Genomic DNA, 24,267 nt, shown 5'->3' with positions numbered 1-24,267 from the left:
GGCATATTCCAGATTTTCCCATCTACTCAAACGGAACAAAACCTGGGACACTTCACATAACCCTTGTCTAGAGCTATGTTTTTCACCACATTTGCGTGCTTGTTTGATTGGAAATGACGGTGCGAAGCTCGGAACGCACCTTCGCACTCTAAACAGTTTTCCTTGGTTTGATGCTCAAGTTTCGCCAAAGAGTCCTTAATCCGACACCAGCAAACTGCCCTATAGGGTCCCGTTTCCCAACGGTTTAACCGGCTTTCATGAGTGCGGGTTCATCGCGAGCTCATTAGCAATAGTGTTCATTGCCCTGTAATCTAGGTGGCGTTAGCTTTAAGCACTTGGAGACGTCGCATAGTCAGGTCGAGTGCGCCTCCCTGCTAAGGAGGTAGGGGTGCTAAGCCCCTCGAGGGTTCAAATCCCTCCGTCTCCGCATATGGCCCCTCCCGATGTTTTCGGGAGGGGTTTGTTCCGCCGGGCGAAAGCCGGGATCTGTGTTGACGAGCCATCTATGCGGCAGGTCCGCTCGGCTAGTCATGTGTCGTAGAGCGTGTGATGGGCCGCTAGAGCGCACGGTTGCCTCGAGAGCATCAAGGAGTTTTCGGGTCACGAACGAACTACTGATAGCCGCCTATTTCGTGAAGGAACAGCAATAGCCCGCAAATACGACCGCATCGCTTCCCAATGGAACACTCCCGCAGTGACGACGCATTCTCACGACTATCCAGCACATATCTGTTGTCTGAAAATGGGAGGCGAGATTGCTCACTTTTTCGGCTATTCTGAAGGATACAGAGTGAGTTGCTTGAAACTCTTGACCTTTTCTGCTCGAACGTTGGTGCCTCGCACTCGTCGTTGGAAACATGCGCCATCACCTTTAGCAGCGTTCCACAGTCGCTGATCCCGCGGTCTACCGCACCCCTCAAGTCATGCGAACTCGCGACTTCTGATCCTCGACAGTCAGAACGAACTATTACTTGTAAATGAGAGTTTTAGAGCTGGAGTGTCTTCCGAGCCGGAGTTCCCCATACAGAAAGTTTGGGTTATGTCTCGATTCCTCATTCGCGTGGCAATCTTCCTCGCCACTGCCGCTCTCGGCCTTCTTGTTGCCGCTCTCGTCCTGGAGAATTTTCAACTCACAGCATCCGGCATGATCACCGCGATCGTCGTTTTTGCAGTAGCACAGAGCATTCTGACTCCGTTTATTTTTATGATGGCGAACCGTCACGCATCCGCACTCCTCGGTGGTGTGGGACTCCTGTCGACGTTCTTCGCGCTCCTGATTGCCTCGATAGTTTCTGACGGGCTGACAATCTCAGGTGCGCTGACATGGGTGCTCGCCACGTTAATCGTCTGGGTTGTCACGATGTTCGGAGCTTGGCTCATCCCACTCGTCGCGCTAAAAGAGCGCGACGCCTAATTCATCTTCTATCACTCTCTCCGTTGCCGCATTTCGGCATGCCTTAATCAGAAGGTTTAATCATGCGAATAACATCTTGGTCCTCGTTGTGGGATACCGTCTGGTGGCTCTTTACTGTCTTTGTCTTTGTCGCCTATCTCATGGCATTAATCGCGATCATTGGCGACCTCTTCCGCGATCGAGAGTTGAAGGGCTTATACAAGGCTCTGTGGCTTGTCTTCCTGGTATTCCTGCCCTTTATTACGATCCTCGTCTACCTCATAGTTCGCGGAAATGGAATGAGTGCCCGGGCCGAGAAGCATCTGGTTGATTCAAAGACGGCCACTGACGATTACATTCGCTCCGTTGCGGGCGGAACGGCTGGTGAAATTGCACAGGCCAAGCAGTTGCTCGACAGCGGCGCGATCACCCAGGAGGAATATGCTCAGCTCAAACAAGGTGCGTTGACTCGGTCTAGCTGTAATCTCCAGTGAGGTTGGGTACGCGTTCCATTGGTCCCTGCCCTTCCGACGCTCATGTTGGGAGGGCAGGGACTCTCCCTGCTCGTGGTACCTCTACACGTCCGCGACGACACTAAACCTATTCACTCACGTCCGGCGCCTGCTACTCCCTTTTCACAAAGACCCCTCAGCACTATCCCCACCACCTCATTGGCTGTAACGTGAGTCTCACCTTGGGAGGTCCTATGGAATTTTCAGATGGAACACCCTGCTGGATGCAGGTGAACTTTAATGACCTAGATTCCGGAACCGAATTTTTTCGCAGAACAGCTGGATGGGAAATACCTCCAGGCGATCCGGACTTGGACGGGTACGCACTCGCCTCCGTCTCGGGACAGCCAATCAGTGGAGTGTGGCCAATCCCAGCTAAAGAGTCCCAGCCAGACGGCATAGATGTTTGGCTGAAAGTCTCCAATATTGAAGATGCTCTCGAACGCATGCGTCAGCATGGTGCCGAGGTGCAGACATTCGACGGTGAAGAAATCCTCACCGTCATGACTCTTGGCAAGCAGGCTCTGCTCATCGACCCGTTCGGTGCGTGGATCGGCCTGTGGGAGCCCATCACCTTCCCCGGCATCAGCATCATGATGGTCCCGGGATCGCCCTTCTGGTTTGAGCACATGAGCCCAGACCCCGCCGCAGCCGCACAGTTCTACGCCGACTGCTTCAGCCTCGACGTCGTCAATCACGGGGACGAGTACTGGACAATCCAGGTTCCCGGGTCCGGTTCTGACGCCTACGGCTTCTCATTCCCCCGCACCCCGGAGGACACTCGCGGTACCTGGTTCGTTTCGCTCCTCACAAGCGACCTCGACCGCTCCGCGGCCCTCGTGAAAGAGACTGGTGGCACCGTTGTCGAGGAGTTCACTGAGATGGAGGACATGGGCAGATTCACCTATGCCGCCACTCCCGCCGGGGTCGCCTACGGCCTGTGGGAGGCCGACCTCAGCGATATGGAGCAGTAGCATCTTCACGATCGAAGTGCGGGCCAAGAGCAGGTGAGGAACAATCACCCAATCTCGGCCCGACACCACGGCAGCGAATGACTCTCTTATAAACAAGTGTTGTGCCGGGCAGGTCACTCTGCTCGGCACAACACTTGTCTAAATCTGAGGGGTTGTCGGCGCCTCTTACTGATTAGAGTTCAGAACTTACCTCGTCACCAACTGGGGATCACGGGCTATCAGCCGACGGTGCCGACCAACCCGAGTCAGCCGACGGCGGTGACGGAGGCGAGGCCGGTGAAGGCGGGGACGCCGGGGAAGGCGCCGAGTAGACCGGAGCGGGCACGGGAGCCGATGCCGGTGCCGGTGCAGGGTTCGGCCTCGCCTGTGCGGGAGCCGGTGCAGGCTGCGTCGGGGCAGGTTGCTGCGCCCGAGCTGGGGCCGGCGAGGGGGCTGACGGCGCGGAAGGCGCCGACGGAGCTGAGGCGCGCAGAATGTTCGCTGCCGGTGCGGGCGAGGGCGCGGAGACAACCGAAACTGTGCTCACTACGGACGAGGTTGAGCGGGCAGACGGTGTCGAGGTCGCACTGACCGTGGTCTGCGCGGATGGGGTGGACGTGGCCGACTGGGTTGAACGTGCCGACTGCGCAGACTGGTTCGTCGTGTTGTCGCGGTACAGTCCCGGGGTGTTCTGCTGATTGTTCTCGCCAATCGCCATGCCCGTTCCCGCAACGATGGAGAGCACACCGATTGAACCTGTCGCGATCCAAATTTTGCGTGACATCCTGTCTCCTCAGCCGGATTCATTCCTACCCTTACGGGCTTCCTTGATGCCTCTATTGAAAAGGCTGGAAATGAAGCGGAAAGGAGACAAAAATGAGAAACCTTTCATCTTTGACTCACGTGAAAACCGAATCCGGGGCGCTGTCCCTGGGTTCACCGGGAACTCGGAACGTCGAGCGCCCTCAAGCACCTTGCTTCAGATCAAAAGACCAGACTTGATTGTATCGTCAGCACAGCGGGCTCCATGCCTCAACCCGATGAGGGAGGTGGGTAGTCTCGACAAGGCTTGCGGGAGCTATTCGACGTTCTCGAGGAAGGGAATGTGGGCTTCTCGGTAGGGTTCGACGAGCTGCTGGTAGGCCTCTTCTCCCAGGCCGTCACGGAGGATGATGGCTGCCGCGAGAGCGAGGGGACCCGAGACGCTGGCGGAGTTGGCGAGATAGTAGAGTGCTTTACACGCGAGCGCGTAGCGGCCCCCGAACACGGTTCCTTCAAAGATCTCTTCAATGAACTGGACACCATGACTGGTGTCTTCTGCGTATTCACGGAGAGCGAGCCTGCCGGCCTGTTCGGCTTGGTGGAAGGAGTCCTTACCCAGGTCATCGAGGAAGAGGTACTGGTCGATGAGGTCCTCGACGGATTTGCCGCGGGGTCCGAAGAGGGACCAGTCGGGTAGTTCCTCGATGATGCGGATGACCGTGGGGTCGACGAACATGCCTCGGAACATGAGGGAGGGCCATTCGGGATAGTCCTTGACGACATCCAGATGATCGTGGATGGGGTGAATGGCTCCGCCGGGGGATAGTGCGAACATCGCGAAGCGTTCTCGGGCGAGGACCCGCACGTCGGCGAGGTCTCCGATCATGAGAGGCATGACTTGCTGACCCCGCTCAGGTATCGCAAGGTAAACCTCTGAACCCAGGTAGCTTTCTGACATTACTTGCCCCCACTCACTTACCCAAATCCTAACCTTCCGCCGTACCCGGTTGTAGTAGGCGGCTTGTTCTGTTCCGATTAGTCCTTTGCGACCCAAGACAGAAAACGTCAATGAACTGCGATAGTCCAATTTAGTTCTCGGGACGTGTTGTTCGTGGCTTGGGTGTAGCGTGTGGGATGGCGGCCACGCCAGTGGCTCTTCCCTGTTCGCGTGAAGGCCATCGCGAGTCACCTGAATGCTTGCTGTGTGACGTGCATTCCTATTCTTCTCCCCGTTACCCCGGGGTGGTACTTTATCTTGCTGGCCTAGCGCATCTCGCAGGCCGCACCGTTCTTCGATTCTCGAGGACTTGACCAACTTCGGAAGTGAGCCCCATGCTGTGGAAGCTGATCCGGCACTACCTGTGGCCATATCGTTGGCAGGTTGTTGCCGTGGTGATTCTGCAAACCGCGACCACCCTCGCAACGCTTTATCTGCCTAGCCTGAACGCTGACATCATCGATCACGGCGTTGCCACTGGCGACACCAATTACATTTGGAAGACCGGCGGTATCATGCTCGCCGTTGCCCTCGCCCAGCTCGTCACGGCTGTCCTTGCCGTGTGGTTCGGCGCCCGCGCCTCCATGTCGGTCGGCCGCGACCTGCGCAGGGCCGTGTATTCCAAGGTTGATGACTTCTCTGCTGAGGAGATCGGAAAGTTCGGAGCACCGACCCTTATTACTCGCGCAACGAACGATGTGCAGCAGGTTCAGATGGTTCTGCTCATGACCCTGAACTTTGTTGTCATGGTGCCGATCATGTCGATCGGTGGCATTGTCATGGCGATCCGTGAGGATCCGGGCCTGTCGTGGCTCGTGTGGACCTCGGTTCCGATCCTGCTCGTCATGCTCGCGATCCTCATGATGATCCTCATGCCGCAGTTCCAGAAGATGCAGGACGCGATCGACAAGATCAATGGTGTCATGCGTGAACAGATCATGGGCATCCGCGTTGTTCGTGCGTTCCGCCGCGAGCGCCACGAGACCGAGAGGTTCACGGACGCCAACGCCCACCTGACCGACATCTCCGTCCGCATTGGCCGCCTGTTTGTCATCATGGGTCCGCTCGTCACGATCATCCTTCATCTTGCCACCGCCGCCGTGCTGTGGTTCGGTGGTCACCGCGTCGACCAGGATCTCGTCGACGTTGGTTCCCTGACTGCCTTCATGCAGTACCTGCTGCAGATCCTTGTGGCTGTCATGATGGGCACGTTCATGTTCATGATCTTCCCTCGCGCCATCATCTGTGCCCGCCGCATTGGTGAGGTGCTGGAGACCGAGATCAGGGTCGTTGAGCCCAGCAATCCTGTTGTTCCCGAGAACCAGGCCGGTGAGGTCGAGTTCCGTAACGTGTCGTTCGCCTACCCGGGCGCCGAGTCCCCCGTGATCGACAACGTGTCGTTCATTGCCCGCCCCGGCAAGACAACCGCGATCATCGGTTCGACTGGTTCCGGCAAGTCCACTCTCATCAACCTCATTCCCCGCCTCTATGACGCAACCACCGGTGACGTCCTCATTGATGGTGTGTCGGTTCGGGATCAGTCGCGCAAGAACCTGACCCAAACCGTTGGCCTCGTTCCCCAGAAGCCATACCTGTTCTCAGGCACGGTTGCCGACAACCTGACCTTTGGCGCACCGAACGCGACCGAGGAGGACATGTGGGCGGCACTCGACACCGCCCAGGCCACCGAGTTCGTCAAGGAACGGACGACCGGTTCTGGTGACGATGTGGCTCACGGACTCGAGTCCGCGATCTCCCAGGGCGGCACGAACGTGTCGGGTGGCCAGCGCCAGCGCCTCTGCATTGCACGCGCCCTCACCGCGAAGCCCCGCATCTATCTCTTCGATGACTCGTTCTCCGCGCTCGACGTGACAACGGATGCGAACCTGCGTGCCGCACTGAACGACTACACGGAGGGAGCGACCGTTATCATCGTCGCTCAGCGCGTGTCGACCATTACCGAGGCCGATCAGATTCTCGTTCTCGAGGAGGGCCGGATCATCGCCCAGGGCACACACGAGGAGCTTCTCGCCACCTCCGATACCTACCGCCAGATCGTTGACTCTCAGATCAGCCAGGAGGAACTCGCATGAGCGCCGATAACAACGCTAAGAGTCCCGGCACCCTGACCGAGGAAGAAATCGCGGAGCTTCAGGACTCTGTTGACATGGGTGACTGGGGAGACGTTGCTCCCCCGCGCAAGGCGAAGGCATTCTGGCCCTCCGCGATGCGACTGCTTGGTCGCTTCGTCACGGAAAAGGCAGCCCTCACCGCCGTGTTCATCATGGTGGTCATCGCCGTCGTCCTCAGCGTGTGGGCTCCATCGATCCTGGGTGACGCCATGAACGTCATCTTCGCCGGCTTCGTGTCCTCCGACATGCCCTCGACCCTGACGCGTGACGAGGTCATTCAGGGACTCGCTGCGGCCGGTCAGACCCAGTACGTCGACATGCTGTCCGGCATGAACTTCACCCCGGGTGCGGGCATCGACTTCTCGGAACTGGGCCGCCTCATCCTCATCGTGCTCGGCATGTACGTGGTGTCGCAGTTCTTCATGTGGCTCCAGGGCCGCATCCTCAACGACGTTGTCATGCGCATGGTGTTCCGCCTGAGGGAGGACATTGAGCGGAAGGTCAATCGCCTTCCCCTGTCCTACTTCGACAAGAACTCCCGTGGCGACATTCTGTCCCGCACCACCAACGATGTCGACAACGTGCAGAACGCCATGCAGCAGGCATTCACGTCCGTCATCTACTCGGTCCTCACGATCATCGGCATCATCATCATGATGTTCTCGCTGTCGTGGCAGCTCGCCCTCATCGCGCTCATTGCCCTGCCCCTGTCCGGCATCGTCATCGGCATCATCGGCACGAAGTCGCAGCGGATGTTCACGGACCAGTGGCGCCACACGGGCCGCCTCAACGGCCACATCGAGGAGTCCTTCACCGGGCACGACCTGGTCACGACTTTCGGCCGTCAGGACGAAATGGGTGAGCGCTTCAGCGAACGCAACGAGGAACTGTACGAGGCATCCTTCAAGGCCCAGTTCTACTCCGGCATGATCATGCCGATCATGCAGTGGGTGAACTACCTCGGTTACGTCGGTATCGCCGTTGTTGGTGGGCTCCGTGTCGCCAACGGTCAGATGACCCTCGGCGCCGTCACCGCCTTCATCCAGTACTCCCGCGAGTTCAACCAGCCCCTCGGCCAGGTCGCCGGCATGGCCAACATGCTGATCTCCGGTGTTGCCTCCGCGGAGCGCATCTTCGAACTTCTCGACGCTGACGAGCAGGAACCCGATCTCACCGAGCAGCAGACCGCCGGAACCCTGGACCCCCAGGGACCCCAGCCCGCCACGCTCACCGAGCCGGTCCGCAGCAAGATCGAATTCGATCACGTCGCGTTCTCCTACAGCCCCGACAAGCCCCTCATCACTGATCTGTCCCTCACGGCGGAACCCGGTCAGGTTGTCGCGATTGTGGGACCCACGGGCGCTGGCAAGACCACTCTTGTCAATCTCATCATGAGGTTCTACGAGATCCAGTCCGGCCAGATCCGTCTCGACGGCGTGGATACGTCCCTTCTGGAGCGCGGTGAGCTCCGCTCGAAGATCGGCATGGTGCTCCAGGACGCTGTGCTGTTCGGCGGCACCATCATGGACAACATTCGCTACGGTCGCCTGGATGCCACGGATGAGGAAGTGACTGAGGCAGCGAAGGCAACCTACGTGGACCGTTTCGTGCACTCCCTCCCCGACGGCTACGACACGGTTATCGAGAACGGTGGCGAGAACATCTCGGCCGGCGAACGCCAGCTCATCACGATCGCACGCGCCTTCATCGCGCAGCCGGCCCTCCTCATCCTCGATGAGGCAACATCGTCGGTCGACACCCGCACCGAGGTTCTCGTCCAGCAGGCCATGGCCGCGCTGCGCTCCGACCGCACCTCCTTCGTCATCGCCCACAGGCTCTCGACGATCCGCGAGGCAGACATCATCTTGGTGATGGAGGAGGGTGCCATCGTCGAACAGGGCGATCACGCCAGCCTGCTCCGCCAGGAAGGCGCCTACTACCGCCTCTACATGTCCCAGTTCAATCAGGGATCCGATCCTGACGATGCTCCGCTCCTCGAGAACCCCAAGCTCCCCGAACCGGGTGGCATGGGCTTCTAGAGTCAACGAACTGAAGCATCAAGCATAAGGAGAGGGCGGGTGACCAGTGGTCGCCCGCCCTCCTCGTATTCGATTCTTTTGACTTCTCTCGTCACTTCGTAGGGCGACCAGCTTCGCTCATTTGTCGACGGGACTCACTGACCGGTTCACGACAACCTCAGCACAAGTCACTGTGACCTCAGGGCGTAACCGGCTGACCGTGCCAGCACGCCGCAAGAAGTGCCTAGTCTTCCTGGACGAGTTGCTCCGGAGTCGAACGTTTCTCACTCGGCAGTTCGACTACTGCCGTGTCGACCGATTCATCACCGAGCGGACCACAGCCATCGGGTCCGCACACGTCGACATCGGATGCGTCGAGGGTGATGAGCTTGGAGAGATCGAGACCGTCGAATCCGGTGCTCATGCCATCTCCTGGACCTGGCGTAGGGCTCCCTGGAACTGCTCGAAGCTGACCGCACCGGGAATGGCAAGCTTCCGGTCGAGAAGGATGTAGGGAACGCCGTTGACACCAAGCTGGCGTGCAATCTGCTGATCCTGTCGAACAGCATCAAGGTAGGCATCGTTGGTGAGTGCGGCTTCGGCTCCCTCGCGATCAAGACCAACGTGCTCCACCACATCGAGAATGGCTTCCGTGTCGAACGGGTCAAGCCTGCCCTCAAAGTACGCGGTCTGGACGGTACGGAGGTAGGTGAGTCCCAGCTCGTTGCTGACCTGGTTGGCGTACTGTGCGATCCGGTGAACCGGCACGGTCGGACCCATGAGGCGGTGCGTGTCGTACGTGAGGCCCTCACCTTCCGCCATGTCCTTCAGCTGCTCCTCCATCTGCGCGATCTGCTGAAGGTCGGCACCCTTGCTGCGAGACAGGTGCTCAACACCATCAACGGGTTCCGTCACGGTCGGGTCCAGCTCGAAGGAGTGGTAGCGGATGTCGGCGGAGATGCCCTCCGCGTCAAGTGCGCGGCGCAGGCGGGCCTCGCCGATGTAGCAGAAGGGACACACGATGTCGGTCCACAGGTCAATTGTCATCTGGTCGGCCATGCTCACTCTTTCCGGTAGTTGAAACTTCCACCATGGTAAGCGTCTGATTCCAGCTCAGCCTAGGTTTTTCCTTATGAGCACAACCGAACACGTGCCTGTCCCCCACCCCGGTCGCGAGCTGTGGCAAACTCACAATATGGCTACTATCGCTTTGCGACCGGAACTCATGCCCGTCCTGCTTGGCACCGATGTTGGAACTTACTCGTGTGCTCGCATGTTTCATGAAGCGTTTGGGTGCACCTCCGTCACCGTCTCCGGAATGTCCCGCGGCTCCATCTCAAACTCCAACATCATCGATCCCGTCTATGTTGGCAAGGGCGGGACGCTCAACGATGAGCTCATGATCGAGACCCTGGAGAAGATCGCCGACACGGATCGCACTCCCATTCTCATGCCCTTCATGGACCGCGACGTTGACCTGACGCTCAGGTACCGGGACCGTCTCGAGAGGGCCGGTTACGTCATTCCTCTCGCTCCCTCCGACATTGTTGAGAAGGCATCCAACAAGGCCGTCATTCACGACGTGTGTGAGAAGCTCGGGTTCCCAACCGTCACAACTGTTGATCTCGAGCTGTCCACCGAACCCGACACGTGGGAATCGGCTCTGTCCACCATCACCTTCCCCGCCGTGATCAAGCCGCAGGCGGGCGGCATGGAGTACGGAAAGCTTCAGTTCCCCGGGCAGCGCAAGGCTTACGCCGCACAGGATCTCCCCTCCGCACTCGACACCTTGACGACAATCAAGAACGCCGGGTTCGCGGGGCACATGCTCGTGCAGGACATGGTGGTTGGTGACGACACCTATTCCTGGATTGTGTCCGGCTACGTCGATTCCCGTGGCGTCGTCACCGGAGTCGCAACGGGCCGTCAGATCCTGGGCCTGCACCAGACGTCCTTCATCGGCAACGCCGGCATCATCCACGTCGTCCAGAACGACGAGTTGAGGGACATGGCGGAGAAGGTCATTGCTGAACTGGGACTGCGTGGCTTCTTCTCCATCGACATCAAGATCGATTCACGCACGAACAAGCCGTATCTCCTTGACGTGAACCCCCGCTGGGGCCGCGGCTCCTACTTCGTGGCCGTTGGGGGCGTCAATCTTGCCGCCGCCATGGTCGCCGACTTCATCGACGGTTTGGAACTCGAACCGCGGGTTGCCGACAGGGAAGGCGTCTACGCCTTCGTTCCCACGATCACAATCGGACGCTGGGTACGAGACAAGAAGCTCCGCAATCACCTCATCAAGCTCCTCCTCAAGCGTCCCGCTGTGCACCCGCTCTCGTACTGGAAGGATCCGAACGTCAAACGGTTCGCCTACCGCTACGCAGCTGACTTCAATCAGCTACGAAGCCTGGTCCGCACGTACCCAACCCCGTCGGACACCACCTTCTAGCCACGAAAGCAGATATCACTGCGCACTCTGAGATGACCAAAACATCCCAACGCTGAATGTCACCTTAGAGGTTCCTGCTAACCTCGCGGCGGCTCCGCCTCCTGAAGGCATAATGGGGGCATGCGTTTTACTCGACTTTCTACGTCCGCTTACAGCCAGTTCGCTTACGAACAGGAAAGAATCCTGTTCCCACAGCTTCCTGGCTATGCCGCCGAACGCCGTGCCGAGGGCACGGATGTCGTTGAGGTCGGAGTGATCGACACCGTTGATGGTGAGGAGAAGATCATCGCGGCCGCTCTCCTGCGCTACCAGCCGTGGAAGAAGGTCTTCAAACGCATCAGCATTGCCTACGGCCCCACCATCGACTTCTCAAACACCAAACTCGTGAAATTCTTCTTCACGGAGCTCATCAAGTTCGTGAAGAAGGACAAGACCGTTCTCTCCATCCGCTTCAATCCGCTTCTTGCCAAGACGTTCTACGAGGACATCACGCCGGTTGCACCAAACCCGGTTGCAGATACCTTCGAAAAGGCCATGGTGGAGCTGGGTGGGGTTCGGATCAACCGCGAGTTCTACGACGCCGCCGACATTCAGGCCCGCTTCTTCTACACGAAGAACATCTCGGGAATGAGCTTCGCAGAGGTCAACAAGTCCGTGGGTCAGGTCGTCCGCACCGGATTCAACCGTGCGGGAACACCGGGTGTCACGGTGAAGTTCCTCGAGGCGGACGAGTTCGACATCCTCCAGGACGTTCTTCACCACACCGCCGACAGGTCAGCCATGCAGGAGATCTCCGATCAGGCCATGAGCTTCTACCGAGGGCTGAAGAAGGCCCGCCCCGAGAAGGTGTTCGCCCCCGTTGCCGTTCTCAACTGTCCCGACTACCTCGCGGGTATCGAGAAGGAATCGAACGAGCTCGAGGCCAAGATCGCGAGCATTGACGAACAGGAAGCAACGCTTCAGACCGAGGGCAAGAACCTCGCAAAGAAGCAGCGCACCGCCCGCAACGAGGCCAAGGACCGCCTCGGAGTACTACAGCGCCGCGCCAAAGAAACCCGGGAGCATCAGGCTGAGACCGGTGACGAGATCGTTCTCGCCGCCTCCTTCTACATCGCGTGCCCCAATGAGCTTGTCTACCTTCTCTCCGGTTCCTACCGCGAGTACCAGTCGTACTACGGCATCTACCTCATCCACCGCGCCATGCTCGAATGGGCAACTGAGAACGGCATTGACCGCTACAACACCTTCGGCATCACGGGTATCTTCACCGATGAGGCCTCCGATGCCGGTGTGCTGCACTTCAAGAGGCAGTTCAAGGGTGATGTTGAGGAGCTCGTCGGCACCTGGGACATCCCCGTCCGCCCAAAGCTTGCCAATCGTTTGGATGCGATCGGCTAGTCTCGTTGCGACCCTCCCCCAAAGGGTGACGCCTTTCATGCTTCTGCAACTCGCATTTGGAGCCAAAAGAGCGTTAAAATAAATGACGTCCAAGCGACATGCGCCCGTAGCTCAACGGATAGAGCATCTGACTACGGATCAGAAGGTTGGGGGTTCGAATCCCTCCGGGCGCGCAGACAGGAAGCCCCGCACAGTGTGCGGGGCTTCCCCTTTCCCCGCCCACCTTCAGCAGCGTTTCAGACCTTTCGCGGCATCTATCTTTGCGAGCGAAGACAGCAGACAAAAGGACTGAGCTAAAGGACAAAAGAGACAATGGAAAAGGAGTGTCCCCACGTTAGGCCACGACTGTCTCTTCCCTACCACCCTAATGATCCCGACTTTTCTACGCCACATCAACGAAAAGGCTGGTCTTAAGACCCAGCTTTTGTCTATTAGAGACCCAATGGAAATGGTGCCACACGGGCGTACAGACTTGGACGGACATATCACGTTGGTTCTACGCCTTGTTTTCCTTGTTCTTCCAAGGAAACGTGATCGTCACACTGCTTCGTACCAGCGTTCGGGTTTTGGTTGGCCACATCGGGTTGCTTTTCGTCCGACGTTTTCTTGAGACTCCGCGCAAAGATCCACGCTCGATTGAGCCCGGTGGAGCGCGCCGATTTGGTTGGACAAAGCGTGTTGGTTCCCACGTGTAGTGCACAGCGGCTCGCGAAGAGAGGTGCTCCCGAGAAACGATTGAACCACCGCCCTGTCGACTCCGGCACTAGCATCTGCCGAAGAACCGTTCGGCACCTCCTGCGAGAGGGCATGGTCGCGATGCGCGGACACCTGGTTGCGCTCGTCGGTAGCCCCGACAGAAGGAAGGTGCAGGCGCTATTTGTCAGCATTCCAGCCAATTACAGTTGTGTCACAATTGCATATAATGCTTTACGAGTTTCTTCAGGTTCTGTAAGGTGTGCGGAAATCTGGACTCAATTCCGCAAAACTTGACCTACCGCCTGACGTAAACTTTTCAACCCACTCGCATATTTTGGTTATATATACGTTTAATTTGCATTATTGAGCATAAGATGGGTCACACTTCCAATCTGGATTTCCCCTGAACCAATCTCTCAGAACGCCTTGAGGGCGCGGTTTAGTCAAGATTCAGGAAAATTTTCGTTATCTATCTGTTATTTGAACGCCTGTCCCTAATGGTGGAAGGTGGTCGAAGTCGGCAGAGTTGTGCCGTTTTATGACAGGGCTCACTGCGCGACTTCAGTGTTTTGAGAATTACGTAGTTTTTCGGCAGTACTAGTAGCAGATAGATAAGGACAGTAGATGAAGGGACTCCGTTGCGAGAACGTCTACAAAGTGTTTGGAAGGGAAGCTTCTAAAGCCACTCGCATGCTCCAAGAGGGAGCCAGCCGCGATGAGCTTCCCGAAGGCGTCACGGTCGCCGTTAATAACGTGAGTTTTGAAGTCGAAGCGGGAGAAATCTTCGTTGTCATGGGCCTATCCGGCTCCGGCAAGTCCACCCTGCTCCGCACCCTGAACGCCCTTGGCCCCGCCACGGGCGGCAAGATCTTTATTGGCGATGAGGAAATCACCGCCATGAACAGCAAGAAGATCCGCGCACTGCGGGCTTCTTCCATGTCGATGGTGTTCCAGCACTTCGCGCTTCTCCCCCACCGTACGGTCATCGACAACGCCGCATATCCGTTGGAGATTGCTGGCGTTGCCAAGGCGGAGCGTCTCGAACGCGCCAAGGAATCGTTGAAGACGACCGGCCTAGAGGGCTGGGAAGACAACTACCCGTCGGAGCTTTCGGGTGGCATGCAGCAGCGCGTGGGTCTGGCTCGCGCCCTGACCGCTGATGCTCCGATTCTGCTCATGGACGAGGCGTTCTCCGCCCTCGATCCCCTGATCCGACGGGACATGCAGGAGCTTCTGCTGGAAATCCAGGAGAAGAAGCGCCGCACCATCATCTTCATCACCCACGACCTCAACGAGGCCATGTTCGTTGGCAACAGGATCGCGGTCATGAGGAACGGCTCCGTCGACCAGATCGGTACCGCAGAAGAGATTCTGACGAACCCGTCGAGCGACTACGTGGAACGGTTCGTGCAGGACGTTGATCGCTCCCGCGTCATCACCGCCTCATCGATCATGGTGAAGCCCCGCCAGCGCCTCTACCGCAACGACGGTCCGAACGTGATCCTGCGCAAGCTCGAGGAAGTTGACTCCGTCGGTGGCTGGGTCACTGACGGTGGTCGATTCCTGTACGGCTCGATCTACGCCGATGAGATCGTTTCGGCACTTCGCAAGAACCCACACCTGAACTCGATTGACGATCTTATTCACCCCTCGCACCCCGGTGTCGGTCCCGATACGCCACTCAACCAGGTTGTCGCACCGGCAGCTAACGAGCAGGCAACGATCCCGGTTGTGTCCGAGGACAATCGCCTCCTCGGCGTGATTCCGAACGTGACGCTGCTGCGTGCACTGGGTACCGAGGACGAGGACATGACGGTGGATTTGAGTGCCGCTTCGGCGGCCACCCCCTCGTCTGCTCGCAGCCCGCACGAGGCAGCAGACCAATCAGCCGGGAAACACGTATCCGCGCCCTCCTCCGACCCGGTCTCTGACCATCCCGTCGCCGAACAGGGCGCAACATCCGACGAATCCCCACTGACAACTGACATTTCTGGCGACGCTTCCGAGGAGGGCAAGTAATGACAGACGGTCTCCTCTTTAGGATCCCTCTTGGCGAATGGACGAGGGACGCAGTCGACTGGCTGACAACAAACCTGAACAGCTTCTTCAACTTCATTGCTGACGACCTGCTTCAGCCGATGTACAGCTTCCTCAACAACTTCCTCCTCACCCCGAACCTCTTGTCCCTCGCGGTCGTGTTCACCGTGGTGGCACTGCTGTGGAAGGGCTGGAAGGCTGGTGCCTACACGGCAGGCACGTTCCTGCTTGCCTACGTGCTCGACACGTGGGTCACGAATAGTAGCGGCCTCGGCTGGGACTGGTGGCTTCCGGCGATCATCCTCGTCCTCGTCGCCGCAGGCGTTTACGCCTGGAAGGGCAAATCGATTGGCATTCCAGTCGCCATCGGCGCGGCCGTTGCGTTCGCGATGGACATGTGGCTACTGGTCTCGCATGGTGCCGAGGAAGGCCTGCAGGGTGACGTCGACGCACTGCCCTGGTGGACAATCGTTGTCTTCCTGACCGTCGTGGCTTTCGCCGCGAGTGGTTGGAAACTGGCTCTTCTCGCGATCATCAGCTTCGCAATCATCTACGGAGTCAATCAGTGGGAGAACGCGATGTCCTCCTTCGCCCTGGTCCTTGTCGCCTCGATCATCACCATTGTCATCGGTGTGCCGATCGGCATCTTGGCCGCAAAGAACAAGTGGGTGAGCGCCATTGTGCGACCCATCCTTGACTTCCTCCAGACCATGCCCGCGTTCGTGTACCTGATCCCGTTCGTTGTCCTGTTCGGAATCGGTGTTGTTCCCGGCATCGTGGCAACGATCCTGTTCTCGATCGCACCGGCCGTTCGCTTCACCGAACTCGGCATCCGTGGCGTCGACCGCGAGGTCGTGGAAGCAGCCCACGCCTTCGGTTCACACCCGCTTCGCATCCTCGGCCAGATCGAGCTTCCGCTCGCTCGCCCCACCATCATGGGTGGCATCAACCAGGTCATCATGCTGGCTCTGTCGATGATCGTCATCGCCGGCATGGTCGGCGCGGGTGGTCTCGGTCGCGACGTCTACACGTCGGTCACCTCGGTCAACATCTCTCTCGGCGCCGAATCCGGTCTCGCCGTGGTGCTGCTTGCCATCTACCTTGACCGCGTCACAGCGTCCTTCGGCGTCAGCCACAAGGACAAGCTCTAGTTTTCATAAACGCAGGAAGAACGATCAACCTACCAAGAAAGGAAATCACATGATTTCTCGATCGAAGAGGAGCATCGCCCTCACCGCAGCCCTCGCCACCACTCTGCTCGCAGCATGCGGTAGCGACAGCGATGACACCACCAACGAAACAGAAGGCAACGGCAACGGCGAAGCCGTCGCCCGCGAACTCAACATCGGCGTTCCCGCCGGTTGGGACGAGGGTGTTGTTGTCTCCCACATGATGGAGATCGCCCTTGAGGAGCAGGGTTACGACGTGACCCTGACCGACGGCGAGATCGGTATTATCTTCACCGGTCTGTCCACGGGCGACATGGACCTGCTCCTGGACGCATGGCTCCCCATCACCCACGAAAGCTACATCGCGCAGTACGGCGATCAGATTGAGGATCTTGGAGTCTGGTATGACGAGGCCAAGCTGGCTCTCGCCGTCAACGCTGACTCTGATATTCAGTCCATCGAGGAGCTCGCAGAGCACGCCGATGAGTTCGGCAACGAGATCATCGGCATCGACGGTGGCGCCGGCATCACCGCCCGCACCCGTGACCACGTCATCCCGACCTACGGCCTTGAGGGCATGGACTTCCAGATCTCCTCCACCGCCGCCATGCTCGCTGAGCTCGACGGCGCCATGAACGAGGGACGCGACATTGTTGTAACTCTCTGGTCCCCGCACTGGGCTTACGGCGCTTACGACATCCGTGATCTTGAGGATCCCGAGGGCGCATTCGGTGACATCGAGGAAATCCATTCCTACGGTCGCGACGGCTTTGCCGCCGATCATCCCGAGGTTGCCGAGATGCTTGGTAACTTCACCCTGACCGATGAGGAACTGTCCGACGTTGAGAACTACGCGCTCAACGAGAACAGCGACCGCCCCACGGCAGAAACCGTTGCCGAGTGGCTCGACGAGAACCCCGAGGTTCGCGAGCGCATGAACATCGAAGAGTAATTCGATCGGCTCTTAGGTCTATCTGTATTGCTTCGTATGAGGGAGGCCCACGGGCCTCCCTCATCGCTACCCGAAAGCTTTCGCTCTTGCACCCCGGGTTAGGATTGGCGGGTGGCAATGAGTGAACCTGTGACGCCCTGTCGATACTTCAACGAGGACAGGTGCCGTTCGTGCACCCTTCTTGCCACGCCGTACGACATTCAGCTTTCGAACAAGCAGGCACGTGCAGAGGAAGTACTCAGCGCATCCGAATGGCTCCCTCCCGTTGCGAGTGCCGAGTTTGGGTTCCGCAACAAGGCAAAGATCATTGTTGCTGGAACGACAGATGAACCAACGCTTGGGATCATCACGAACGGGATGGGTCAGGATCTTCGGGACTGCCTGCTGTACGACAGCGCTATTACGAGGGCGCATGGGCCACTGACGGAGTTCATTACTCGCGCTGGTCTGATCCCCTACTCGATCCCGGACCGCACGGGGGAACTGAAGTCCATCATCGTGACCGCGAATCCCGCCGGACAGCTCATGGTCCGGTTCGTGCTTCGCACTAAGGATCAGATCCCCACCATCGCCAGCAATCTGGGTTGGTTGGCAAACGAGATTCCGATGGAGGTGGGGAGCGTCAACCTGCTACCCACGCACGTTGCCCTTCCCGAAGGAGAAACAGAGATCCATCTGTTCGGGGATGAGGTTCTCGACATGAGCCTGGGTCCGCTTGAGCTCAAGCTGCGCCCCCAGGGCTTCTTCCAAACCAACACCGAGATCACCCGCGTCCTGTACGCAACAGCGGCCGCGTGGGCGGACGAGATCGATCCGACCTCGATCTGGGATCTGTACTGCGGTGTCGGTGGTTTCGCGAAGGCCATGGCCTTATCAAGCCGCATCGTCACCGGTGTCGAGCTGTCGGAGCAGGCAGTCATCGCCGCGGGTGGGCCGCCCATGTTCCTCGCTGGGGATGCTGGCCAGTGGGCGCGCGAGCAGGACATCGTGCCAGACCTGCTCGTGGTAAATCCGCCGCGCAGGGGCATTGGGGACATGGCGGAGTGGATCCGCGATTCCACTATTGAGACCGTCCTCTATTCCTCATGCAACCTCGAGTCCGCTGCGCGGGACATGGAAATCATGGGATTCACGGCGCAGCGGGCTCAGCTCTTTGACATGTTCCCGCACACCACGCACGTAGAGTGCCTCATCTTCATGACCCGCTAGGACGTCACGCACCGCTCCAGTTGGAACCGACTTCCGCGAGCGCTTGAACAGATCCGTGAGTACTTGCTCTTGAGTTACTTGTCCTTGAGCGATCCGGTCAGTGCCGCGTTCTCTCCGCTTCCCTTGCGGGTGAGGTGAAGGACCTGTCCCGTGGAGAGGGTGAGGTTCGTGTCGTCGGGGATGACTGCTCCGGTCACGAGAATGTGGGAGGCGAGTTCGAGAAGGACTCGCTGTAGCTCTTCTGGACTGTCTCCCTCGAGAAGGAACTCGTCCTTCCCGATGTCGGCGAGGCCCTCGGTGAAGCCGTGGAGCTTACCCATGCGTTTTGCGAGTCCTAGTTGCACGAGAACGAGGACGGGCGGAGTGCCGGCTGGTGTGGTGTCGACTACCTGCCGATAGAAGGCGGGTTCGTACAGGGTTCCGTTGGCGGAGATGCCAACGACTGAGGAGTCGATGAGTTCAGTGACCCTGCGGGCGTGTTCCTCTGCTCGCGCCAGGTGGTCGGTTCCTGCCGTGTCGACGACGAGCCGTGCCGTGTGGTGGGAGACCGCGTTCGTCGCATCCGGCCACAGGTAGGCGCGTTCGGCGATGGGGCCAAGCTTGTCCAGTTCCGGTCCGGTCGTGATCCGGGAGTTGCCGACGTAAAGAACATCGTCTTCAACGCGACCACCGAGGAGTGCTCGCAGGCGCTCCAGGTGGGCCGGTTGGGTGAGCAGCAGTGTGGCAGACAGGTACTCTGCCACATCCCGGCCTTCTGCCACGGCGCCACTACTGAGAGCGCGATCCATGGCCGCAATGAGTGAGGTCGCATCCTCACCAAAGTTCTCCGTGACGGGTTGATAGGACGAGACCGTGTGACCCGTGAGGGTGAGTGTGTCTTCCAGGTAGCCACCGGCGACACCGAGGAGCCATCCGTCGTGTTCGGGGACCTGGAACTGCATGGCAAAGAACGTGACGCCGGGACCGTTGATTCGGCCAAGGACCTCGACCTTCGTTGGCTGCTTGCCGTCGCGAACCAGCCAGTCCCTCATCTCCCGCTCCGCGTCGGCCGCCTGCTTCTTCAGGGCTTTCAGCTCTTTCACGACCTTCTCCTTGTCTTGCGGGTGGGTTCGGCAGTCAGTGGGTCCTCGGGCCAGGGATGCTTCGGGTACCGTCCACGGTTCTCTGCCCTGACTTGAGCGTATGCGCCGCGCCAAAATGATGCCAGATCATCCGTGACAGCCAGGGGCCGTCCCGCGGGCGAAAGCAGGTGGATTTGGAGGCGCACACCTCCGGCAAGGGTCGGTGACTCCTGCCAGCCAAAGCATTCCTGGAGCTTCATTGCAGCGTAGGGCTTCTCGCTATCGTAATGCACCTGGACCGTGCCGCCAGCGGGTGAGGGGATCCGGGAGGGCGCAAGCGTGTCCAGCTCGAGTGCCTCCGGCCAGGGCAAGAGTCTGCGCAGAGCATCGGTCACGTCGGCCTGGATCTTCTTGCCCATTGCCCACTGCTCCAGTTCAACCCCCAACCATTCCTCAAGCCCCTCGCCGAGCGTCCCATCGGACACATCAGGCCAAGGTTCGCCGAGGGTGCGGTGAAGAAAGTCGAGGCGCTCGCGGAGCACGGTCGCACTATCTGACCATCCGAGCACAGACAGGTCTGCCGTGACGTACTCGATGAGCGCCTTTCTGCCCTGGTCTGGGTCGATCTGCGCCGGCTTTCGCGACAGCTCGATCGCCCCGATGCTGCGGATCTTCCATGCCTTCAACCGGCCGTTCGATACCTCGTGTTCGACTCTTTCCCGCGCCCCCATCTCCGCGGCAAGGGAGGGTGAGATGGGGATGGCGGAACGGATCATAGCATCTGCTCGTCCCATGTCGGTCATATCCGCGATCGCCAACCATTCCGATCCCGTGAGGGGTGACCCGTTCGGGAGCACCGCGCCGGACCCCATGGTGGTGAGATAGCGACCGGAGCGCAGGACGGCAATCCGATCGGGGTTGGCACTCGCCACGACCTCACCGATCGCCTCATCCATGCTCAGACCCGCACCTTTCGAGTACGGGACGAGTCGTTCCAGGCGGGAAACCGAATGCTTCCACGAACGGGTGCCATTTCGGAGCATGCTCCGCCACGCTGCCGCCAAGTCTGCGCCTGGGACATTTTGGTCCTCTTCGAGGAGCGCGATGATCTCCGTGCACGCCTTGGTCCCCACCTCGTCGTTGAGAGTCAGGAGGGCCGTCGCGGTCCGCGGATTCGCGGGGATCCGGGAGACCTTCCTGCCCAGGTCAGTGACCTCACCATCGGAGGCCAAACCCAGTCTCTCGAGAACCGTTGTGGCCGACTCAAGGGCGGGGACCGGAGGCCGGTCCGGGAGCCTGAGGTCAGCGACATCGCCCCACGTCAGTGCTGACAGGAGGAAGTCGGTGAGGTCGGCTGTTCGGATCTCGGGTTCCGGGTGGTCGTCCAGGCGAGACCAGCTGGTCTTGCTCATGAGGATCCGGGCCTGGCCGGGGCCGAGGCGCCCCGCTCGTCCCGCTCGTTGCGCAGCACTCGCCTTCGAGACCGGAACCGTGACGAGTCCCGAGACTCCTGAACGATAGTTCGTGCGCGGCTCCCGCGACAGTCCCGAATCCACAACTCGGGTCACTCCGGGAACCGTGAGGGATGATTCCGCTATCGACGTGGAGAGAACGATGTGTTGTTCACCGTCTCCCGTGAGGATCGCGTCCTGCTCCTTGGCGGGCACGGAACCGTGGAGGATGCGGACACGTGGGTGGTCGATCATGGTCGACACAGTCTCTATCTCGCGCCTGCCGGGGAGGAACACGAGCACGCTTCCCGCCTCTTCACCTGCGGCCAGCATCGCCTCGTCGGCAACGTGTTGGAGGAAGTCGCGTTCCACTCCCCTCGGCCCCAGGGCTTGCGGTCCTGGACGGTACAGGGTCTCCACCGGATGGATGCGGGCGTGGGCCTCAACGACGGGAGCATCGAGCAACTCGGCCCACGTGCCTGCGGAAAGAGTGGCGGACATGGCGACCAGGTTTAATCCCGTGAGGTCGCGAACGTCGAGGAGAAGCGCCGCGACCAGGTCGGAGTCAAGGTGTCGTTCGTGCACCTCGTCGAGGACCACGGCTCCCACCCCGGGCAGATCCGGTTCCGTCAAGATCCGCCTGAGGAGGACACCCGCGGTCACGAACTCGACCCTGGTGTCCCGCGACCTCTTGGTGTCGCCACGGACCGAGTACCCCACCGACTTGCCGACCGGCTCGTGGAGGAGGGATGCGAGCCTGCGGGCTGCGGCCCTCGCCACCATCCGCCTCGGCTGAGCAACGATGACTGTTCCGTTGGTCCGGTTCGCAAGGAACGGTGGCACCAGGGTTGTCTTGCCCGTGCCGGGAGGTGCCGACAGGACGGCGGCACCCGCCTCATCCATGGCTTCCCCAAGATTTGGCAGCGCCTCCTGCACCGGCAGGTCGACCTTCTCCACTAACTTCACCCTCCCTACGCTAGTCGCTCACACCCAAGAGCCGCGGTAGTGTCGTGTCATGGAACTTGTGAAGAATGGTGCACTGGTCGACGCTGGTGGCCTCAGGTTGGGTCATGCAAGCACGAACGGCACCGGTGTCACCGTCGCCATCATCGATCAGGGCGGCACCGCCGGCGTTGACGTGCGGGGCTCCGCCCCCGGCACGAGGGAAACAGACCTGCTGGATCCCACCGCCGCAGTCCAACAGGTCAACACTCTCGTCCTCACGGGCGGATCCGCCTTCGGTCTTGCCGCTGCCGACGGTGTGATGTTGGAGTTGGCGGACCAGGGCGTGGGACTTGATACCGGCATGGGCATTGTTCCGATCGTGCCCGCGGCCGTGATCTTCGATCTTCCCGTCTCCGGTGGCACCCGCCCCACGGCTGAGCTTGGTCGCGAAGCCGTTCGTGCGGCAGGAGATAACCGCGAGCGCGGCAACGTTGGTGCCGGAACGGGTGCCACAGTCGGCAAGTACCGTGGTTTCCCGGGAGTCATGAAGGGCGGTCTCGGTCAGGCCGCTGTCCGCGAGGGCGATCTTGTCGTATCCGCTGCCGTGGTCGTCAACGCCCTGGGTGACATCTTTGACGGTGATTCGAAGATCGCTGGCACTCACAACGAGTCGGGCTTCCTGCCGACCGAGAGCTACCTTGGGGCAACCGTGGGTATGACGAACACGACGATCGGGATCGTGGCGACCAATGCTTCTTTGACGAAGGCTCAGGCCAACAAGGTTGCCTCTGCCGCCCACGACGGTCTTGCTCGTGCGATTCGCCCGCTCCACACGATGGACGACGGGGATACCCTCTTTGCCGTGTCGACCGGAAACGTCGAAGCCCACGTCAATGCCGTCTGTTTCCTCGCCGCGGAGGCCGTTCGCCTCGCGGTCATCGACGGGGTCCGATCGGCAACCTCCCTGCCCGGCATTCCCGCCATCTCCGACCTCCCGTTCTAATCGGAGTCGGTGGCATCCCTCAAGGCTGCCTTTCTTGGGCTTGTTTGTGCCACGAACAAAGACTCGCACGACCGACACGAGCGGTTTGGCACCATGCTGACACGAGCAGTCCGGCACCCTGCTCACAGCGGCCCCGCACACTTGCTGGCACGAAAGCCGGCACCCAGCCTGACCCGAGTTGCGGCTCTCCTGCCACCCACACATGAGTTATTTTCCTCGCACACGTTCCCTGATTATGTGAACTTCGTGCTCAGGCGGGTGAAGATGAACTGCACGGAAACTAACCGCGTCCATGTCGTGGCCGGTTTACCGCTATTCTGTGAATGTGAAGGAACCGCCCTCTTCAAGTGATCCTCGGGTCTCCGCATTCATCGACAAGAATCAGACGTGGATTGTCCTTGATGATCCGTCGAATCTGAATGCTCTGGATCCAGAGTTCGTACGCGCGCTTGCCGAACAGATCGAAGCCGTGAAGACCAAGTACCTGATCCTCACGGGACGCAACGGAGCATTTTCCTCCGGAGGCCAGTTGGAGACTGTTTCCGCTCTCGCGAAACAGGCCGAGACTGACAAGTTGGGTGTGGAGGCAATCATCCGCGAGGGCGGGAACCTCGTTGAGGACATTCTGTTCTCAAACGCCACAACCGTTGCTCTCATCGACGGTGTTTGTGCCGGTGCCGGAATCGGTATCGCCCTTGCCTGCGACATTCAGCTGGCAACCGCTCGCGCCCGCTACAGCACGGCCTACGCAAAGCTGGGACTGCCCACTGACTTCGGCACCCGGGAACTGCTGCGGCACCGGATTGGTGATAAGGCTGCCGACGAGATGATCAAGAACGCCGAACTCATCGGCGTCGGCAAGGCACAGAAGCTGGGCTTGGTTGACGCGACCATCGAACGTATCGATCCGAAGGCCGTGAAGAAGGCACTCAAGGAGCTCAAGGCCCCGAATCGGAAGTCCCTCCTGAAGTCGATGTCCGCCGTCCTGGACGCTGAGGCTGCCGACTTTGCGCAAGCTCTGAAGAACCCGAAGGTACAGGTCAAGGTCGAGAAGGCACTGACGAAAAAGCACGCCTGACCCGAGGTATTGGCAACATTCCGCCACTTAACAGATACCTCGTTGATAG

At 59.6% G+C, this 24,267-nt stretch carries 19 protein-coding genes and 2 tRNA genes; 15 read left to right on the top strand and 6 right to left on the bottom strand.

All coding sequences use genetic code 11. From position 1 onward, the window contains the following. Nucleotides 1-337 precede the first annotated feature (337 nt). From QMB98_RS03815 to QMB98_RS03800, 4 genes are all read left to right on the top strand, one after another. Nucleotides 338-427 (top strand) — tRNA-Ser (locus QMB98_RS03815). Nucleotides 428-1,039: 612 nt separating this feature from the next. Next, nucleotides 1,040-1,414 (top strand): hypothetical protein, encoded by a 375-nt coding sequence (locus QMB98_RS03810; protein ID WP_371684327.1) that lies wholly within the window; start codon nt 1,040-1,042, stop codon nt 1,412-1,414. Nucleotides 1,415-1,476: 62 nt separating this feature from the next. After that, nucleotides 1,477-1,887, top strand: a complete 411-nt coding sequence (locus tag QMB98_RS03805) for an SHOCT domain-containing protein (RefSeq protein WP_371684326.1) — start codon at nt 1,477-1,479, stop codon at nt 1,885-1,887. A 329-nt stretch (nt 1,888-2,216) separates the two neighbouring features. Then, nucleotides 2,217-2,879 carry a VOC family protein gene (locus tag QMB98_RS03800; RefSeq protein WP_371684325.1) on the top strand — a complete coding sequence of 221 codons (663 nt, stop codon included), beginning with the start codon at nt 2,217-2,219 and terminating at the stop codon, nt 2,877-2,879. Nucleotides 2,880-3,087: 208 nt separating this feature from the next. On the opposite strand, the gene QMB98_RS03795 is transcribed toward QMB98_RS03800, so the two are convergent. Then, the gene (locus QMB98_RS03795; RefSeq protein ID WP_371684324.1) at nt 3,088-3,642 is read right to left on the bottom strand and encodes a hypothetical protein; all 555 of its coding nucleotides are present in this window, start codon (nt 3,640-3,642) and stop codon (nt 3,088-3,090) included. Nucleotides 3,643-3,936: 294 nt separating this feature from the next. Next, complete coding sequence (locus QMB98_RS03790; protein WP_371684323.1) at nt 3,937-4,515, bottom strand: hypothetical protein; 579 nt, start codon at nt 4,513-4,515, stop codon at nt 3,937-3,939. Nucleotides 4,516-4,952: 437 nt separating this feature from the next. Here QMB98_RS03790 and QMB98_RS03785 point away from each other — a divergent pair, with 437 nt between their 5' ends. Both QMB98_RS03785 and QMB98_RS03780 read left to right on the top strand, forming a co-directional pair. After that, nucleotides 4,953-6,710 (top strand): ABC transporter ATP-binding protein, encoded by a 1,758-nt coding sequence (locus QMB98_RS03785; RefSeq protein ID WP_371684329.1) that lies wholly within the window; start codon nt 4,953-4,955, stop codon nt 6,708-6,710. Continuing rightward, nucleotides 6,707-8,788, top strand: coding sequence for an ABC transporter ATP-binding protein (locus tag QMB98_RS03780; protein ID WP_371684322.1), 2,082 nt, complete (start codon nt 6,707-6,709; stop codon nt 8,786-8,788). The genes QMB98_RS03785 and QMB98_RS03780 overlap by 4 nt, the downstream gene beginning before the upstream one ends. A 223-nt stretch (nt 8,789-9,011) precedes the next feature. Here QMB98_RS03780 and QMB98_RS03775 read toward each other — a convergent pair whose 3' ends face one another. Together QMB98_RS03775 and QMB98_RS03770 are read right to left on the bottom strand one after the other, a co-directional pair. Next, a complete protein-coding gene (locus QMB98_RS03775; protein ID WP_371684321.1) occupies nt 9,012-9,191 on the bottom strand; it encodes a hypothetical protein in 180 nt (59 codons plus the stop codon). Further along, nucleotides 9,188-9,826, bottom strand: a complete 639-nt coding sequence (locus QMB98_RS03770) for a DsbA family protein (protein ID WP_371684320.1) — start codon at nt 9,824-9,826, stop codon at nt 9,188-9,190. Before QMB98_RS03770 ends, QMB98_RS03775 begins: the two co-directional genes overlap by 4 nt. A gap of 136 nt (nt 9,827-9,962) precedes the next feature. On the opposite strand from QMB98_RS03770, the gene QMB98_RS03765 reads away from it, so the two are divergent. The 7 genes from QMB98_RS03765 to QMB98_RS03735 all read left to right on the top strand — a co-directional run bounded on the left by QMB98_RS03765 (nt 9,963) and on the right by QMB98_RS03735 (nt 18,680). After that, nucleotides 9,963-11,219 carry an ATP-grasp domain-containing protein gene (locus QMB98_RS03765; RefSeq protein ID WP_371684319.1) on the top strand — a complete coding sequence of 419 codons (1,257 nt, stop codon included), beginning with the start codon at nt 9,963-9,965 and terminating at the stop codon, nt 11,217-11,219. Between the two features lie 120 nt (nt 11,220-11,339). Further along, nucleotides 11,340-12,617, top strand: coding sequence for a peptidoglycan bridge formation glycyltransferase FemA/FemB family protein (locus tag QMB98_RS03760; protein ID WP_371684318.1), 1,278 nt, complete (start codon nt 11,340-11,342; stop codon nt 12,615-12,617). A gap of 100 nt (nt 12,618-12,717) precedes the next feature. Further along, a tRNA-Arg gene (locus tag QMB98_RS03755) sits at nt 12,718-12,790 on the top strand. Nucleotides 12,791-13,937: 1,147 nt separating this feature from the next. Next, on the top strand, nt 13,938-15,332 hold the full coding sequence (locus QMB98_RS03750) for a glycine betaine/L-proline ABC transporter ATP-binding protein (protein ID WP_371684317.1): 1,395 nt from the start codon (nt 13,938-13,940) through the stop codon (nt 15,330-15,332). After that, the gene (locus tag QMB98_RS03745) at nt 15,332-16,501 is read left to right on the top strand and encodes an ABC transporter permease (protein WP_371684316.1); all 1,170 of its coding nucleotides are present in this window, start codon (nt 15,332-15,334) and stop codon (nt 16,499-16,501) included. Before QMB98_RS03750 ends, QMB98_RS03745 begins: the two co-directional genes overlap by 1 nt. A 49-nt stretch (nt 16,502-16,550) precedes the next feature. Beyond that, nucleotides 16,551-17,471, top strand: coding sequence for a glycine betaine ABC transporter substrate-binding protein (locus QMB98_RS03740; RefSeq protein WP_371684314.1), 921 nt, complete (start codon nt 16,551-16,553; stop codon nt 17,469-17,471). Nucleotides 17,472-17,588: 117 nt separating this feature from the next. Beyond that, nucleotides 17,589-18,680: a 23S rRNA (uracil(747)-C(5))-methyltransferase gene (locus QMB98_RS03735; protein WP_371684313.1), complete on the top strand. Its 1,092-nt coding sequence runs from the start codon at nt 17,589-17,591 to the stop codon at nt 18,678-18,680. A 74-nt stretch (nt 18,681-18,754) separates the two neighbouring features. On the opposite strand, the gene QMB98_RS03730 is transcribed toward QMB98_RS03735, so the two are convergent. Further along, nucleotides 18,755-19,762, bottom strand: coding sequence for a hypothetical protein (locus tag QMB98_RS03730; protein ID WP_371684312.1), 1,008 nt, complete (start codon nt 19,760-19,762; stop codon nt 18,755-18,757). After that, the gene (gene hrpB / locus QMB98_RS03725) at nt 19,759-22,158 is read right to left on the bottom strand and encodes an ATP-dependent helicase HrpB (protein WP_371684311.1); all 2,400 of its coding nucleotides are present in this window, start codon (nt 22,156-22,158) and stop codon (nt 19,759-19,761) included. The genes QMB98_RS03730 and hrpB overlap by 4 nt, the downstream gene beginning before the upstream one ends. Nucleotides 22,159-22,207: 49 nt before the next feature. Between hrpB and QMB98_RS03720 the strand changes: the two genes are divergently transcribed. Both QMB98_RS03720 and QMB98_RS03715 read left to right on the top strand, forming a co-directional pair. Next, a complete protein-coding gene (locus tag QMB98_RS03720; RefSeq protein WP_371684310.1) occupies nt 22,208-23,140 on the top strand; it encodes a P1 family peptidase in 933 nt (310 codons plus the stop codon). Nucleotides 23,141-23,465: 325 nt separating this feature from the next. After that, nucleotides 23,466-24,218 (top strand): enoyl-CoA hydratase/isomerase family protein, encoded by a 753-nt coding sequence (locus QMB98_RS03715; protein ID WP_371684309.1) that lies wholly within the window; start codon nt 23,466-23,468, stop codon nt 24,216-24,218. The last annotated feature ends 49 nt before the right edge of the window (nt 24,219-24,267 follow it).

It is taken from the genome of Flaviflexus sp. (assembly GCF_041440645.1).
Classification (GTDB): domain Bacteria; phylum Actinomycetota; class Actinomycetes; order Actinomycetales; family Actinomycetaceae; genus Flaviflexus.
The sequence above is the reverse complement of the archived record's forward strand: the minus strand, read 5'-3'. Positions and strand labels throughout refer to the sequence as shown.

Coding starts and splice junctions, on each gene's coding strand:
- QMB98_RS03805 (WP_371684326.1), top strand. CDS start 1,477: ATGCGAATAACATCTTGGTCCTCGTTGTGGGATACCGTCTGGTGGCTC.
- QMB98_RS03790 (WP_371684323.1), bottom strand. CDS start 4,515: ATGCCTCTCATGATCGGAGACCTCGCCGACGTGCGGGTCCTCGCCCGA.
- QMB98_RS03770 (WP_371684320.1), bottom strand. CDS start 9,826: ATGGCCGACCAGATGACAATTGACCTGTGGACCGACATCGTGTGTCCC.
- QMB98_RS03795 (WP_371684324.1), bottom strand. CDS start 3,642: ATGTCACGCAAAATTTGGATCGCGACAGGTTCAATCGGTGTGCTCTCC.
- QMB98_RS03780 (WP_371684322.1), top strand. CDS start 6,707: ATGAGCGCCGATAACAACGCTAAGAGTCCCGGCACCCTGACCGAGGAA.
- QMB98_RS03735 (WP_371684313.1), top strand. CDS start 17,589: ATGAGTGAACCTGTGACGCCCTGTCGATACTTCAACGAGGACAGGTGC.
- QMB98_RS03750 (WP_371684317.1), top strand. CDS start 13,938: ATGAAGGGACTCCGTTGCGAGAACGTCTACAAAGTGTTTGGAAGGGAA.
- QMB98_RS03760 (WP_371684318.1), top strand. CDS start 11,340: ATGCGTTTTACTCGACTTTCTACGTCCGCTTACAGCCAGTTCGCTTAC.
- QMB98_RS03765 (WP_371684319.1), top strand. CDS start 9,963: ATGGCTACTATCGCTTTGCGACCGGAACTCATGCCCGTCCTGCTTGGC.
- QMB98_RS03775 (WP_371684321.1), bottom strand. CDS start 9,191: ATGAGCACCGGATTCGACGGTCTCGATCTCTCCAAGCTCATCACCCTC.
- QMB98_RS03810 (WP_371684327.1), top strand. CDS start 1,040: ATGTCTCGATTCCTCATTCGCGTGGCAATCTTCCTCGCCACTGCCGCT.
- QMB98_RS03740 (WP_371684314.1), top strand. CDS start 16,551: ATGATTTCTCGATCGAAGAGGAGCATCGCCCTCACCGCAGCCCTCGCC.
- QMB98_RS03720 (WP_371684310.1), top strand. CDS start 22,208: ATGGAACTTGTGAAGAATGGTGCACTGGTCGACGCTGGTGGCCTCAGG.
- QMB98_RS03745 (WP_371684316.1), top strand. CDS start 15,332: ATGACAGACGGTCTCCTCTTTAGGATCCCTCTTGGCGAATGGACGAGG.
- QMB98_RS03785 (WP_371684329.1), top strand. CDS start 4,953: ATGCTGTGGAAGCTGATCCGGCACTACCTGTGGCCATATCGTTGGCAG.